The following is a 13,382-nucleotide window of genomic DNA, read 5'->3' as shown; positions in this document are numbered from 1 at the left end:
ATGGACTCCATGACGTTCTGCTCCACCCTCTGCCCCTTCAAGGAGATGAGGGTAAACGAGTAGCCCAGGGACGGATCTGGACGCAGCGGGCCGGGGGCGGTGTGTTGGCGGAAACGGCAAAGCTGGTGGCGAGTCCCTCTCCTGTGTCGGCGAACTCCCAGGAGGCCAGAACTCTTCTGCCGGCCGGCCATTCGGAGCGGACAACGGGGCGGCGCAGCACGCCCTCGAACCAGTCGGCGCAGCGGAGCGCGAGTTCGTCGGGCGTTCCGGAGGCGGAGAAGAAGCCTCGTTCGGGAGTTTGGTGCAGGTTGAAGAGGTCGTCCGAGGTTTTTCCTGCCTGGAGGTAGGTGCCGTAGAAGTGCACAGCCCACTCGCCGAGCACCAGCGGGCGCTGCTCGTCGTGCAGGGCTATCCAGACGAGGAGTGAGGAGTCGTCCTCCGGCCGTGAGACGCCACTGGGTGCCCAGGGAACCCGCCAAGTGGCTGCCCGCGCGCGCAGGGCTGCGAGGAAGCCGAGCTCCGTCTCGGTGAACTCGAAAGGGTCGTCGTCGCACTCCTGGAGGGTTTCGTGATCGAACCAGGTGTTGTCATGCATGGCGCGAGTCTAGAAGGCCCTGTGACACCGACAGAGCTGTCAGTGTGCCTTGATGTGAGGGCCGACCGGCTGGCACGGGTCGCCGGATTCCGTGATCCGGGCTTTCGCGGAGTGCGGCGACCTCACTGCTGGGTGCGCCGCTCAGGGTGGATGGAGGTGAACACGGCGACCTTGGCGTGCAGGGCCCAGGGGGCGAACGGCTTGCTGATGTAGTCGACGGCGCCGGCTGCGTACCCGCGGGCGGAGTGTTCGGAGTCCACGCCCATCGCGGTCGAGGCTGCGGGCCTGAATCTGCTCATGTGCTGCCCGCGGTGAAAGGCTGACGGAGGGGCTGGGCTGCTCAGCAGCCGTACAGGAGGAGTATTTCGTGGAGGACTTCTTCGAAGAGGTCGAATCGCGGAAGCAGGCGTGGCCGGCGGGGCGCGCTGATCTGCACTGGCACATCCGTTTCGACCCGGCTGTCCTTCAGGAGCAGTTGGCCGGGCCGTACCGGGAGATCACCCACCGGCCCGGTCTTGCACCGGTGGATGCACACCACCCTAGTGTTCGTTCCCACGGGGGCCGACCGGTCTGGGTGCCTCGGCGGTCCGCATCCTTCGCCGCCCGGCCGTCACCACGGTGCACCGCCCGGACGCCGGGCCTGCGGGCGGTGAACACATCCCGTTCCATTTTGGGTTCAGGAACGGTTCCTCGGCCTGCGGTCCGAGCCATGCTTCGCCTCCGTTCGCCGCGCCGTGGAGACCTGACCGTGGAGGGGTAGGCGGGCACAGCACCCCCGGCGTGGGACTGTCACGGCGACTGTGACTGAGCTGGCTACTTGACCATGGTGGCCAAGTAGCGCATCGCCCCCGAGACACGGGAATGCAGCTGGCCGACGTGGCGCCTACCCGGGGCTCACCCACGAGCCAGAGTACGGATGTGGTGGTCGACGATGGCGGTCATCTCAGCAGGCGTCATGGGCTCGAACAGGGCCTGCAGGGCGACTCCGTCGATGAGGCCGGTCAGGATGTTGGCCTCGGCGGCGACGTCGATGTCGGCGCGGACGCTCCCGTCGGTGATGCCCTCGGTGAGCAGGTCGCGCCAGTGCCGGCGGACTCGGGTGTAGTACTCGCAGTGGGCCGTGGCCATGTTCTGGTCGTTGACGGCCCGGGCGGCGAAGGCGAGCCAGACCAGGACGTCCTGTCGGCGTTCCTCATCCAAAGGCAGGACCGCCGCCGCGGTGGTGGACAGTGCCTGGAGTGCGGTGGAGGTCCGTGATGTGCGGGCCATGCGCTCGTCGGTGCGCTGCCAGGTGAGGTCCATCGCGAAGAGGATCAACTCGTCCTTGTTGGCGAAGTAGTGGTGGACCGCCCCCGTGGAGTGGCCGGCCTCGCCCGCGATCATGCGGATCGTCGCGCCTTCGAGGCCGACCTTGGCGATGACCCGCCAGGTAGCCTCGGCCACCTGCTCGCGGCGTTCGTCGTGGTTGATGATCTTCGGCATGTTGCGGACTGTCCCCCCGTACTCGTGAATGCCCTGATGGGCCGCCTGGGCCAGGTACACGATGCCAGGCGCGGTGACCCCCGCCCAAGTGAACGGGAACTTGCAGTCCGGGGAGGAACCGGCGACCGGAAACCCTTGACGGGCTCCTCCACGGACTGTTTTTATACCAGACGTTCAATATAAAACACTTGCGGTCGCACCACTCGGCCCCGATGAAGGGGACCCCATGTCCCGACTGGCCCACCTCACCTCCGAAGAGAGCGACGAGTTCACCCGTCGCCTGCCCAAGGTTGAGCTCCACTGCCACCTCGCCGGAATGCTGCGCCCCGGCACGCTGATCGAGCTGGCCGCCAAGTACGGCATCCCGCTGCCCGACACCACCCCCGAGGGGGTCTACGACCCCTGTCACCAGCCGCACGCGGTGGCCTCGCTGAACCTTCTTGACGCGGTCATCTCCTGTATCAAGGACCGGGACGACTTCGCCCGTGTCGCTCACGAGGCCCTGGTGGACAGCTCACGGGCCTCCAATCTCAAGTACATGGAGATCTTCTTCAACCCCGCGCAGCACGCGGCCTTCTGGGCCACCCCCTACGCAGACATGGCGGACGGCCTGATCGAGGGGATGCGCGAGGCGGAACGCGAGACCGGCGTCAAGGGCCGCTTCATCGCCTCCATCAACCGCGAGCAGTCACCCGCGGTGGCCACCCAGCTCGTCCGCGACGTGATCGACAACCCACGCGACGAGATCGTCGGCATCGGCATGGACGCCAACGAAGCACTCGGGCCGCCCGAGGCATTCCAGGAGGCATACGAACTCGCGGGCCGGCACAGACTGCGGCGCACCGCGCACGCGGGCGAGTGGGCCTTCCCCCGCAACGTCGCCACCAGCATCGAGACCCTGGGTTGCGACCGCATCGACCACGGTTACTTCATCGCCGCCGAGCCTGTCCTGCTGCAGCGCGCCAAGGACAGCGGACTGCACTTCACCTGCTGCTGGTCCACCAGCCTCTACCACGGCTGGCCCGCCGGACCCCAGAACCCGATCGTCGAGATGTGGCGCCAGGGCCTCAGCATCTCCCTCAACAGCGACGACCCCCAGCTGGACGGATCCTCGGTGAACCGGGACTACGTCGCCTTCCGGCACGCGGCCGGAGCGGACACCGAACAGATGAAGCGACTGGCTCTGGACCCCATCGACCACCTCTGGGCCGACGAGGGCGAACGGCGCGACCTGCGCCGGCAGTTCAACACCGAGATCCAGGCCCTGGAATCCGAGTTCGCCACGCCCGGGGCAGCGCTGACCGCCCCGCAAGGAGTGCACAGGTGACAGCATCCACCGGCACCGGCACCGCTGCAGAAACCAGCTCCGGCCAGGGCCTGCGTGCCAACGCGATCTCGACCAGGGATCTGGTCTTCTTCGTCGTCGCAGCAGCCGCGCCCCTGACCGTGCTCGCCGGTTTCCTGCCCATGGTCTTCCTCCTGAGCGGGAACATCGCCCCGGTCGGCTACCTGATCGCCGGCATCACCTACGCCCTGTTCGCCGTCGGATTCACCGCGATGAGCCGCCACGTCCAGGACGCCGGAGCCTTCTACGCCTACATCCGGCTGGGCCTGGGCGAGATCATCGGCTCCGGCGCCGCCCTGGTCGCCTACGTCGGCTACACCCTGGGCCAGATCGGCTTCTGCGCCGCAGCGGGCCTCTTCGCCTCCAACGCCCTGGACACCTTCCTCGGCCTGCACGTCCCCTGGGGCGTCAGCGCAGTGGTCCTGGGCATCACAGTCGGCGTGCTGTCCTACTGCAAGGTCGACATCGGCGCACGCGTCCTGGCAGTGCTCCTGCTGGCCGAGGTCGGGATCCTGTTCGTGCTGGCCGTCGCGATCATCGCCACCGGCACGCCCGAAGGCTACTCCCTGACCTCATTCAACCCCACCCACTGGCACATGTCCGCGCTCGGACCACTTCTCGTACTCACCTTCATCGTCTACATCGGGTTCGAGCAGACCGCGATCTACAGCGAGGAAGCCAAGGATGCGCGCCGCACCGTACCCCGCGCCACCTACATCGCGGTCGGCCTGCTGACCGTCGTCTACGCCTTCATGTCCTGGATCATCCTCATGGGCATCGGCCCCACCCGCCTGGCATCCGGCGTCAGCAGCGACCCCACCAATGTGATCTTCAACGTCAACCGCGACTTCGTGGGCAGCCTCAGCACCGACGTCATGCAGATCCTCGTGGTCACCAGCTTCTTCGCCGGAGTCCTCGCCCTGCAGAACGCCGGCACCCGCTACCTCTACACCATGGCCCGAGAGGGCCTCGTCCTGCAGAAGTTCACCCGCACCTCACCCACCTCGGGCAGCCCCACCACCGCCGCCATCGCCCAGGCCGCGATCTCCGTGATCGCCATCGCCGTCTTCGCCCTGCTGCGGTTCGACCCCTACACGCAGGTCGTCATCTGGACCAACACACCCACCCTGCTCGCCGTCCTGCTCCTGCAGATCGGCACCTCAGTGGCCGCCGTCCTCTTCTTCCGCAAGCACGTCACCGGCGAGAGCCTGTGGCACCGCTGGATCGCCCCCGGCCTGTCCGCCCTGCTGCTCAGCGGGGTCCTGGTCCTGGTCACCGTCCGGCTCGACCTGCTCACCGGACTGGGCATCGCCGGCAACACCCTCATCTGCATCCCCCTGATCCTCGCGTTCATCTTCGGCGCGGCCCGAGGACGACACGTACGCCGACTGCGCCGCTCAGGAGAACCGAGTTGAACACCAACATGAACACAGCCATGGACACGAACGTGAACGCCGCGGACATTCGCGAGATCACCGTCGGAGCAGGCGAGGAGGTCCGCCCGCAGTGGCCCGCCGGCGACGCCAGCGAGAACTGGTCCGAGACCGAGTGGCGCGTCTTCGGCGACGAGGCCCAGGGCCGGTTCTTCGGAGGCGCCTGGCAGGGCGCCCCCGGAACCCTGCGCCTGGACTACCCCTACGACGAGGTGTGCGTCATGCTCACCGGCCGCATCGCTCTGGTCGACAACGCAGGCGGGCGCCGCGAATTCGGCGCCGGACAGGCATTCTTCGTACCCCGCGGATTCAGCGGCTCCTGGATCACGATCGAAGAGTCACAGAAGGTCTTCATCGCCCTCGGCCCCTTCTCCAACACCAACACCGCACAGAACCCCACCGGGAATGCCCTCCAGCCATGAGCCGCACGCCCCGCGAACCGGTCGACGCAACCGTGGCCCCCGACTTCGCCGACCGGCGACCCTCGCCCGACCCCTGCGCTGCCCTGGAGCGGGCCGAGCCGGACGCGCCAGCCGAACTACGAGCACGCCACCCTCCCACTAAGCCGCCACGCATGCACGGTCGCCCCCAACACCCGCCACACCCAAGCCCCTCGACGACAAGAAACGGGCGGCCAGGAGCACTACCGAGTCTGAGCAACCACAGTCCCTGGACTGTTGTGTATGCCCGATTCGGTCATCTCCACCGTTCCGCAGGTACCGTGGTGGCATGGGTCTAGCAATGCGTGTGGTCGAAATCGAGTGCTCTGATCCTCTGGAACTGGGGAAGTTTTGGAGCGGCGTACTGCAAGCTCCGATCGGCCCTGGCACAGACGGCGTTCATATCGCGTCTCCCGGGGACGAACATCCGATGTCGCTCTACCTTGTTGAAGAGCGGGGCTCTGATCGCCCGCGAAGCCGGACGAGTCTGTGGCTGAATCCCATGCAGGGGTCGCTCGCAGACGAGGTTTCCAGGCTGACGGGCCTTGGGGCTGTTGTCATCGAAAAGCGCTGGACCATGGAGACCTTCGGGCTTGGCGTTGTCGTCATGGCCGACCCTGAAGGTAACGAATTTTGCGTTGAGTCCAGTGACCGTGAAGTTGCCGAAGCAGTGGAGAAGCTCGAAGACGATTCCGACGATGCGGATGAATCGGCGACCGAGGTGACCGGCGACTGGGTTTCAGTATCGTTCTCCGGGATTAAGCGGTAAACGAGTACGCGGGTGCCGGCTCCTCTGGTGAGAGGAGCCGGCACCCGCGTTGCTGCGGCTAACCGCAGTACACGGTCTCCTTCTTGCTGTGCAGGATTTTCGAGGCGTGCTGGCCCTTGTACTCAACCTGAAGTATGGATTCGGTGTAGTACACGACCTTGGACACCAGGTTTGAGCACTTGTGCGTGGGTCCAAGGGTCTTCTTGCAGGCCCCCACCCGCCGTCCTTGTGGGCTATGGTGCTGACGCCCTTCATGATGCTCACTTGAAGGCGGCACGAGCCGGGCTTCGGCGTCGTACATGTCTTGGTCCTTCCGGCGCCGACCATTGTGCTCGTGGTCAGCTTCCCGGGGGCCTCCGCAGTAAAAGTACAGCCGACAACTTCCTTCAGCTTTGCTTCTACGGCAGCTCGGGAAGTGGCCGTGCCGCTCTGCGCTGCAGCGGGCGCGGTCGATGCACCTAGCGTGATCAGGGCGGCAGCTAATCCTGCCGCGGAGATCTTCATTCCGTTTTTCACAGTTCCCCCTTGAATTATTTTACTCTGGGCTGGTCAACCCACGACCCAACCCTTGGGTAATAGCGGATGCTCAACAAGCACATTCGCGCTAAATGATTAATTAACCAATCAACGAAAATCGCGACACGGCGCAGCTTAATTACAATTAACGGCAATTCGCCAATTCGCGCGCATGTGAGGTAAGGCGCCCTGGATACGGGCGTCGAGCGTCTCCCTCACCGCCCTGAACCGGCACGGGGAGCCGTGCTACTGATCCCCCTCTGTGCCTTTTGCGTGAGATGGCCGGAAGCCAGAAGCGCTGCCTCGTAACCCGCCGGAACCATTCAGGTCGTGGTGTCGTTGATCCGTGCGTGGGTGGGTACACCTGTGCGCTCCCCGGCGATGAATGGGTGGACCGACGGCCAACTCGTGACGGACACCGGACGGATGGTCCAGCGCCGCATCGTCGGGGCCGTGCTCCGTAGGACCCGATCACCGAACCCACCGTGTGCCAGGACCAGGTCACCGCAGGGCCCGGCGGTGCGATGACGGATGAGGTGGGCGTCATCACCGGCGACCTCACCGTCCACACTGCCCGCCTCGCCAGTGTCATGCTCCAGTACACCGGCGCCGAAGAGTGGTACACCCTCACCGGCAGTCCCGCCACGGTCCCCGACAAGGGCCTGGACAGCTTCCATGCAGCCGTGCTGGCTTCCGTCGCACTGGGCGGCGAGGCCACAGTCCCGCAATGATCCAGTCGGCCTCGCGGGTCCCTCTGCAAGGAGGGGCACCGCTCCGTGCGGATACCAAGTCCGTATGGTTTGCGGTCGAGTTGCTGCGGGCAGTCCTGATTCGCCCATCGCACTGGGGCAAGTTGGCGCCCCGCGTTGACGGACGGCATCATGGCGGCATGTCTCCCACCGATCCTTCCGCCGAGTGGGCGACCGACCCGCTTCCCGTTCCACGGACCCTCCTGGCGACGGCGTGGCGGTGCGCCGGCGCTCTTCTCTTCGCCCTGGTTTCGCTGGGTGCTGCCGCCTGGCTGGACGCGCGGTTCCACATCGACGGGGCGACTGCGTCATTGCCGACGTCCGTCGTGAGCCTGGTCATCGGCGGCCTGACGGTCGGATGGCTGCGAGTGAGCCAGACATGGATCCTTTCCATGGTCTTGAGCGCCGACGTCGCGGGGCTCACGGCGGCCGCCCTGCTCAGCAGAGGCGTATTGGACGGCGGTCGGCTGAACCGCGCGGAGCTGACCGACGGCTCGGTGTCCGAGGTGCTGTTCGGTCTGACAGCGCTGGGGGTGGTGGTCCTGGTGGTGTCCGTCGTATGGGCCGCGGTGCACGGGCACCGGCACCCGGTCGTGCACACTGCCGCGAAAGACGCATCGGCCGCCACTCCCAGCGAAGCCGGGCTCGATGGGTCCAGTCCTCCGCCGGAGTCTCCGCCAGCCCGGTGACGTCATCGCAAAACCTCCGCGTCGGAGCGACCGTCAAGGCCTTCCTCGACGCCCCGGAGGGCGTGTTCCGCATGCCACCGTCGGGGGCACGACAGCGGCCAGCGCACCGAGGAGAACGATGAACGGAAACGACCCCCTCGTGCAGACGCTGACCAAGCTCCTCATCGAGCTCACACGGTTCATCGACAGCACTATCGACGAGGACGGCGAACCCCGCGCGGCCGCCAAGCAACTCGACTTCGTAGCCGGCACCTTCGACCAGCTCACGCCTGATCAGCGAGGCTCGCTCGCCGAGATCGTCCAGCAGCTGGCGGCAACCGAGCCGTCCGCAGAGCGGCGAGAGTTCTTGGACGCCTTCACCGAGGACTTCGGCCTCATTGACGACACAGAGTGATCTGGTCAATTCGGCGCCAGGAACTCAGGTCACTCGATCACAGACTCCTACCAATCTCCGAGGCTGGTAACCGGCAGCACGAGTGTGTGACGACCGACCGCTTCTCGGTCGTCACGTGGAGCCCCGCCGCCCTGGAGGCTGAGGCTGCGGGTCTACGGGCCGACTGCTGGTGTCCGGAGTGGGCAAGTCAGCAGTGTCGTCAATCACCCTCCGCATGAAAGCGAGTCCCGGTCATGGGTAATCACGAACCGATGGAGGACAAGGCGCAGAAGTCGGCCGATCGTGCCGAGTCCACGGAGGACGAGGCACCTCAGCAAGTATCCGAGGAGGCGGGGGGCATCCCTGACGGAAGCCAGCAGGGCTCGGCCGACAATGAGCTCGACTGACAGACGCGCACCCCACTGTGCGTCGCAGGGCGTGCACCAGCCCCTCGGGTCGGTGCACGCCCTTATTTCCGTAATCGGCCCGACCAGCTCGGCGATTGGGGCCAATCCCAGGCGGCCATAGACGAAGTGGCTTTATCGAGCAGTAGTGAAGTCAGTTGTCGATGGGTTTGGGAGGCGCCCCGATCCACGGGCGGGTGATGTTGGGAGGCATGGCGGCTCTTGCCAGGGCAGCATCAGGATGCTCTTAACTGCCTCGACGGCCAGCCGCCCTGACGGGCGGCTGGCCGTCCCGTGCCGGCTGCGAGTCAACGAGCACAGCCGTCCGCAAGGCCAAACGTCGGGTGCGTCAGAGCCGTCTCGTGGTGAACAGGGTGGTCCCGTACACCGCGTCCGTTTCCTTCCGATCGGTCTCGGCGAACTCGACCTTGGCCAGCACACGGCGAGAAGCAGTGTTCCAGTCCCAGACCGTGGCCCACAGACGTTCGTACCCAGACGATCTCGCCCATTCCAGAACCGCCAACGAGGCCTCGGTCGCATATCCCTGACGCCACACTCGGCGCAGCAGCTCGAACGCCAGTTCCGGTTCCCCTACCGCGATGCGCTCGTTGTCCACCAGCCCGCAGTATCCGATGACGTCACGAGAGGCCTTCCGTTCGACCGCCAGCAACCCGATCGACCACAACCGGTTGGTGCGGATCGACTCCTCAAGCTCCGCGACCGTGGGGTGTCCGTCCGCGTCGATTCGGCGGTGCGGCGGCACCCGTGGATCACGTTCGGTCCACAGCTCACGCTGAACGACAGCCTCGGCTACCCGCCAAGGTCTGAGCAGCAGTCGACTCGTCTCGAGTACAACCTCGCTGCCCGGAGTCGCGCCAACTGTCATGACAGCAATTGTCTCACGGGCGGGCGCGCTGTTGTGCCACGGGGCGCCGTCCGCTCTGCCGATCACGGGCGCTCGAACTGCGGGACAACCGAGACCCCATCCCTGAGCGTCGTCTTGGACTTGTGCACGTTCGGCTGTACCCGGTGGGACATTGATCTGTAAGCCGACATCCCGCTTCGCGGACACGGCAGTGCCGTCATTTGTCCTCGACATCTCCGAGTTCGTTGATCACTAACTGGCTTCGGAAACCGTCGACAAACGCTGTCCCTAGACATCAACGAAGCCAACGAAGCGATGTGTCCTTGCCGGTGTCGTACGCGTGGTGCGTGGTGATGCTTCTGGCCGGTCCTGGGTGAAGAGCTGCGGGGGGGGGGCTTCACGCGGCCGGGCGTTCACGGCCCGCCCACATCGAATCGTGCGGCGGACCTGTGGGCAAGACGCCACAGCTGGCGGTGACTTTCGAGAGGGGGAGTCGCCTGGGCTTACCGCTCTATGCGCTCTTCGGCTTTCGGCCAGCTGCCTTCTTCCCGGTGGTCTTCTTGGCTGTGGTCTTCTTCGCGGCGGACTTCTTCTTCGTGCCCGTGGTCTTCTTAGCCGCGTGGTCGGACAGATCGTGGACGGTCGCGTGTCCACCGTCCGAGCGGCCCGCGGCGGCGGCTTCAACGCTCGCGTTGAGAGCAGCCATGAGGTCTACGACCCGGCCCTTGGTCTCCTCGCCCTCTCCGCTGTCCAGGGGCTTCGGCTCGCGGTGAGCTGCCTTCGCGGCGAGGAGTTCTTCGACGGCTTCGCGGTAGTGGTCGGTGTATCCGCTGACGTCGTCCTGCCCCATCGACTCCATCAGCTCGACCGCCTGGTCGATCTCCTCATCGTCCACCTCCACCTCGGGTGGGGCGGCCGCTGCGACGTCGCGGATCTCGTCGGGCCATTTCAGGGACTGCAGGACGATGACGTCGTCTTTCACCCGGAGCATGCCCAGGCGTTCGCGGCCGTGCCACGCGAACTTGGCGATGGCCACTTTGCTGGAGCGCTCCAGTGCTTTGCGCAGCAGGACGTAGGGCTTCGTGGCGACGGCTCCGTCGCCTTCGAGGTAGTAGCCGGCGGACATCCGCACGGGGTCGATGCCGTCGGCCGGTGTGAACGCGACTATCTCGATCGCCTTCGCCGTCGGCAGCGGCATCTCGTCCAGCTCGTCATCGCTGACCGGTACGACCTGGTCTTTCGCGACCTCGTAGCCCTTGCCGATTTCGTCTTGCGACAGGACCTGGCCATCGATCTCGCAGGTCTTCTGGTTCCGGACCCGGCCCTCGTCCTCCAGGTGGTACTGGTGGAAGTGGATGTTGTGGTCCTCGGTCGCGGGCAGCACCCTAATAGGGATTGTGACCAGGCCAAACGAGATCGCTCCGGACCACACAGGGCGGGGCAGGAGACCTCCCGAAGAGAAGGACACGCCGCAGTCGGCCGGGCCGACGGGCGACAGGGCGTCCGTGCCTTCATCCTCGCCCGGGTCGCGGCGGGTGCCGACCAGGTCTCGCCAGCGCTGGCGGGCGACTTGCTCTCCGTTGAGCCACCGTGCGGCTGACGGGGCGTCGAGGGGGCGGTCGGCCGTGAGGTGGGCGATGTCGACGTAGCAGGCGTAATCGCCGCCGTGAGTGAGGTCGCGTAGCCGGGAGATCGCTGTGATGACTTGGTCGTCGCCCCGGGGATCCTGGCACGCACCCCCGGACGCCGCCTCGCCCGCTGCAGATAGCTCTCGCGGCAGCCGTCCTCATCCTCCGGCAACCCGATGCCCAGAACCAACCTGTCCCAGCAACGTCATCCCGCTCCGCCCGTCCTGCGATTAATGAAGAGAGCAGGCCGTCACGCGGCGACTCCGAGCTCCTTGCGGGTCAGGTGGAAGCGGCAGACCACCTGGCAAGCCGGGCACGCTCCGCGAACGAACACGGCTTCGCCAACCTCAAGGCCTGGCAGATCCTGACCAAGCTCCGCATGAACGCCCGGCACGCGACCACCCTCCTGCGGGCCCTGCTCGTCCTTGCGACCAACGTAGTCCAGCGATGACAGACGACCAGCGTCAACGATCACGCTCCCAATCAGCACGAGCACCGCCACCCGAACATCACACCAACCCCCGCTGACCAGCAAAGAACACGGGTCTCTCACTGGACGTCCAGCAGCACCTTCCCTTGCGCTCGGCGCTCGTCGAGTTCGAGCAGAGCTTGCGATGCCTGCTCAAGCGGGAAGCGCCGCCCAATCACGGGCTGAAGTTTGCCGGCCCGTAGGAGAGGCAGTAGCGCGGCCCACTGCTCCTGCAGATAGGAAGGCTGCTCCACCCAGAACGCGCCCCAGCCGACTCCTGAGACGTTGAGGTTGTTACGCATAAGGCTGTCGACCTTGGTCTGGGCAACGTCGCCGCCCGTTGAGCCGACGACCAGAAGGCGGCCCTCGCGCGCGAGAATGCGCAGCGAGCCAGAGACCCGGCCGGCTCCGACCGGGTCCACTACGATGTCAACGCCGCGACTTCCGGTCAGTTCCAGCACCGCGTCCTCGAAGGCGTCGGCCAAGACGACCTCATCGGCGCCAGCAGCCTTCGCCGTATCGACTTTTCCCGGTGCGGACACGACCGCGATCACCCTGGCATCCAGTGCGGCGGCCAACTGCACCGCGGCGGTGCCGACGCCGCCGGCTGCTCCGTGCACCAAAACCGTCTCACCCGGCTTCATCTGCGCCCGGCGCAACAGAGCGAAGTGCATGGTCAGATAGTTCATGGGCAGGGCCGCGCCCGCGTCGAAGGACACATTGTCGGGGAGCGGGAAGACCGCCGTCGGCGGGGCGGTCACGGTCTCGGCGTATCCGCCGACCCCGGGGAAGGCCGCGACCCGCTGCCCTGCCCCCAGGCCGCTGTCCGAGGGGGCGGACCTGACGACTCCGGCGACCTCGGTGCCCGGGATGAAGGGAAGGGTCCGCCGCAGGTGGTACTCACCGCGGCTCTGCGAAACCTCCGGAAAGGTCACGCCGGCGACGTGCACGTCGATGACGACCGATTCGGCATCGACTGTCGGTTCATCGACTTCGACGAGCTCTATGGCGTCGGGACCCTTGAGGGTGGTGATGTGCATAGCACGCATGGGGGGCTCCTGAGATGGGGCAACAGGATGGAACGGCACAATTACTTTTCGCGCCTCGGTACTCTTTAAGAACCGTGACCAGCATGGTGTACCAGCCACATCCCGATCAATAAGGCACTTTTTGGTGTCCCGGTTCTCTGGAGGTAACGATGCCCCCGACTGATAGCCAGTCGCAGCAGGACGCGGGCCGGGCCCGCGTCGTCCTCGGCATGGTCGGGGACAAGTGGTCGCTCCTGGTCGTGTGCCGCCTCGATCTGGGGCCGCGCCGTTTCACCGAACTGAAGCGAACTGTCGACGGAATCAGCCAGCGCATGCTCACCGTGACCCTGCGGAGCCTGGAACGAGACGGCATCCTGATCCGCACCGTCCACAACGTCATGCCGCCTCACGTCACCTACGAGCTCACCCCGATGGGCAGAATGCTCTACGAAGCCACCGCGCCTCTCCGGAAGTGGACCATCGAGCACCTGGCGCATATCGACGACGCCCGCGCGGAATACGACGCCCGCGCCAACGTCCAGCCCGCCGAGAGCCACAGCTGATCGTTCCCGACCCAACCGCGCATCTCGCGGGTGA

General features: G+C 66.0%; 16 protein-coding genes and 1 pseudogene. 9 read left to right on the top strand and 8 right to left on the bottom strand.

Translation table 11 applies throughout. From position 1 onward, the window contains the following. Positions 1-37 precede the first annotated feature (37 nt). The 3 genes and pseudogenes from OHB13_RS00175 to OHB13_RS00165 all read right to left on the bottom strand — a co-directional run bounded on the left by OHB13_RS00175 (position 38) and on the right by OHB13_RS00165 (position 2,077). The gene (locus OHB13_RS00175) at positions 38-595 is read right to left on the bottom strand and encodes a hypothetical protein (RefSeq protein ID WP_328374614.1); all 558 of its coding nucleotides are present in this window, start codon (positions 593-595) and stop codon (positions 38-40) included. 122 nt (positions 596-717) lie between these two features. Further along, positions 718-867: pseudogene (locus tag OHB13_RS00170) on the bottom strand (response regulator); the annotation flags it as partial. Between the two features lie 622 nt (positions 868-1,489). Continuing rightward, positions 1,490-2,077 (bottom strand): TetR/AcrR family transcriptional regulator, encoded by a 588-nt coding sequence (locus tag OHB13_RS00165; RefSeq protein ID WP_328374612.1) that lies wholly within the window; start codon positions 2,075-2,077, stop codon positions 1,490-1,492. Between the two features lie 226 nt (positions 2,078-2,303). Between OHB13_RS00165 and add the strand changes: the two genes are divergently transcribed. The 4 genes from add to OHB13_RS00145 all read left to right on the top strand — a co-directional run bounded on the left by add (position 2,304) and on the right by OHB13_RS00145 (position 6,064). Then, positions 2,304-3,404, top strand: coding sequence for an adenosine deaminase (gene add, locus OHB13_RS00160; RefSeq protein WP_328374610.1), 1,101 nt, complete (start codon positions 2,304-2,306; stop codon positions 3,402-3,404). After that, on the top strand, positions 3,401-4,837 hold the full coding sequence (locus tag OHB13_RS00155) for an APC family permease (RefSeq protein ID WP_328374608.1): 1,437 nt from the start codon (positions 3,401-3,403) through the stop codon (positions 4,835-4,837). Before add ends, OHB13_RS00155 begins: the two co-directional genes overlap by 4 nt. Next, positions 4,834-5,277 (top strand): cupin domain-containing protein, encoded by a 444-nt coding sequence (locus OHB13_RS00150; RefSeq protein ID WP_328374606.1) that lies wholly within the window; start codon positions 4,834-4,836, stop codon positions 5,275-5,277. Before OHB13_RS00155 ends, OHB13_RS00150 begins: the two co-directional genes overlap by 4 nt. A gap of 307 nt (positions 5,278-5,584) precedes the next feature. Continuing rightward, entirely contained in the window at positions 5,585-6,064 is a 480-nt protein-coding gene (locus tag OHB13_RS00145) for a VOC family protein (protein ID WP_328374604.1), read from the top strand. 58 nt (positions 6,065-6,122) lie between these two features. On the opposite strand, the gene OHB13_RS00140 is transcribed toward OHB13_RS00145, so the two are convergent. Further along, positions 6,123-6,365, bottom strand: coding sequence for a hypothetical protein (locus tag OHB13_RS00140; protein ID WP_266862469.1), 243 nt, complete (start codon positions 6,363-6,365; stop codon positions 6,123-6,125). A gap of 739 nt (positions 6,366-7,104) precedes the next feature. On the opposite strand from OHB13_RS00140, the gene OHB13_RS00135 reads away from it, so the two are divergent. The 4 genes from OHB13_RS00135 to OHB13_RS00120 all read left to right on the top strand — a co-directional run bounded on the left by OHB13_RS00135 (position 7,105) and on the right by OHB13_RS00120 (position 8,798). Next, complete coding sequence (locus OHB13_RS00135; protein WP_328380183.1) at positions 7,105-7,311, top strand: hypothetical protein; 207 nt, start codon at positions 7,105-7,107, stop codon at positions 7,309-7,311. Positions 7,312-7,469: 158 nt separating this feature from the next. Next, positions 7,470-8,018 carry a hypothetical protein gene (locus OHB13_RS00130; RefSeq protein WP_328374602.1) on the top strand — a complete coding sequence of 183 codons (549 nt, stop codon included), beginning with the start codon at positions 7,470-7,472 and terminating at the stop codon, positions 8,016-8,018. A 118-nt stretch (positions 8,019-8,136) separates the two neighbouring features. After that, positions 8,137-8,412: a hypothetical protein gene (locus OHB13_RS00125; protein WP_266862472.1), complete on the top strand. Its 276-nt coding sequence runs from the start codon at positions 8,137-8,139 to the stop codon at positions 8,410-8,412. Between the two features lie 233 nt (positions 8,413-8,645). Continuing rightward, positions 8,646-8,798 (top strand): hypothetical protein, encoded by a 153-nt coding sequence (locus tag OHB13_RS00120; RefSeq protein WP_328374599.1) that lies wholly within the window; start codon positions 8,646-8,648, stop codon positions 8,796-8,798. A 346-nt stretch (positions 8,799-9,144) separates the two neighbouring features. Here OHB13_RS00120 and OHB13_RS00115 read toward each other — a convergent pair whose 3' ends face one another. The 4 genes from OHB13_RS00115 to OHB13_RS00100 form a co-directional block, all read right to left on the bottom strand. After that, positions 9,145-9,681 carry a GNAT family N-acetyltransferase gene (locus OHB13_RS00115; RefSeq protein ID WP_328374598.1) on the bottom strand — a complete coding sequence of 179 codons (537 nt, stop codon included), beginning with the start codon at positions 9,679-9,681 and terminating at the stop codon, positions 9,145-9,147. A 490-nt stretch (positions 9,682-10,171) separates the two neighbouring features. Next, complete coding sequence (ku, locus tag OHB13_RS00110) at positions 10,172-11,104, bottom strand: non-homologous end joining protein Ku (protein WP_328380182.1); 933 nt, start codon at positions 11,102-11,104, stop codon at positions 10,172-10,174. A 434-nt stretch (positions 11,105-11,538) separates the two neighbouring features. Beyond that, entirely contained in the window at positions 11,539-11,790 is a 252-nt protein-coding gene (locus OHB13_RS00105; RefSeq protein ID WP_328374596.1) for a hypothetical protein, read from the bottom strand. A 47-nt stretch (positions 11,791-11,837) separates the two neighbouring features. Next, positions 11,838-12,806, bottom strand: coding sequence for an NADPH:quinone oxidoreductase family protein (locus OHB13_RS00100; RefSeq protein WP_328374594.1), 969 nt, complete (start codon positions 12,804-12,806; stop codon positions 11,838-11,840). A gap of 149 nt (positions 12,807-12,955) precedes the next feature. Between OHB13_RS00100 and OHB13_RS00095 the strand changes: the two genes are divergently transcribed. Then, positions 12,956-13,348 (top strand): winged helix-turn-helix transcriptional regulator, encoded by a 393-nt coding sequence (locus tag OHB13_RS00095; protein WP_266862477.1) that lies wholly within the window; start codon positions 12,956-12,958, stop codon positions 13,346-13,348. Positions 13,349-13,382: the final 34 nt, after the last annotated feature.

This window comes from Streptomyces sp. NBC_00440 (genome assembly GCF_036014215.1).
Classification (GTDB): Bacteria; Actinomycetota; Actinomycetes; order Streptomycetales; family Streptomycetaceae; genus Streptomyces.
The sequence above is the reverse complement of the archived record's forward strand: the minus strand, read 5'-3'. Positions and strand labels throughout refer to the sequence as shown.

Bases quoted from the DNA above. Each gene is read 5' to 3' on its own strand.
- OHB13_RS00175 (WP_328374614.1), bottom strand. From the start codon at position 595: ATGCATGACAACACCTGGTTCGATCACGAAACCCTCCAGGAGTGCGAC.
- OHB13_RS00165 (WP_328374612.1), bottom strand. From the start codon at position 2,077: ATGCCGAAGATCATCAACCACGACGAACGCCGCGAGCAGGTGGCCGAG.
- add (WP_328374610.1), top strand. From the start codon at position 2,304: ATGTCCCGACTGGCCCACCTCACCTCCGAAGAGAGCGACGAGTTCACC.
- OHB13_RS00145 (WP_328374604.1), top strand. From the start codon at position 5,585: ATGGGTCTAGCAATGCGTGTGGTCGAAATCGAGTGCTCTGATCCTCTG.
- OHB13_RS00140 (WP_266862469.1), bottom strand. From the start codon at position 6,365: ATGTACGACGCCGAAGCCCGGCTCGTGCCGCCTTCAAGTGAGCATCAT.
- OHB13_RS00135 (WP_328380183.1), top strand. From the start codon at position 7,105: ATGACGGATGAGGTGGGCGTCATCACCGGCGACCTCACCGTCCACACT.
- OHB13_RS00130 (WP_328374602.1), top strand. From the start codon at position 7,470: ATGTCTCCCACCGATCCTTCCGCCGAGTGGGCGACCGACCCGCTTCCC.
- OHB13_RS00125 (WP_266862472.1), top strand. From the start codon at position 8,137: ATGAACGGAAACGACCCCCTCGTGCAGACGCTGACCAAGCTCCTCATC.
- OHB13_RS00120 (WP_328374599.1), top strand. From the start codon at position 8,646: ATGGGTAATCACGAACCGATGGAGGACAAGGCGCAGAAGTCGGCCGAT.
- OHB13_RS00115 (WP_328374598.1), bottom strand. From the start codon at position 9,681: ATGACAGTTGGCGCGACTCCGGGCAGCGAGGTTGTACTCGAGACGAGT.
- OHB13_RS00100 (WP_328374594.1), bottom strand. From the start codon at position 12,806: ATGCGTGCTATGCACATCACCACCCTCAAGGGTCCCGACGCCATAGAG.
- OHB13_RS00095 (WP_266862477.1), top strand. From the start codon at position 12,956: ATGCCCCCGACTGATAGCCAGTCGCAGCAGGACGCGGGCCGGGCCCGC.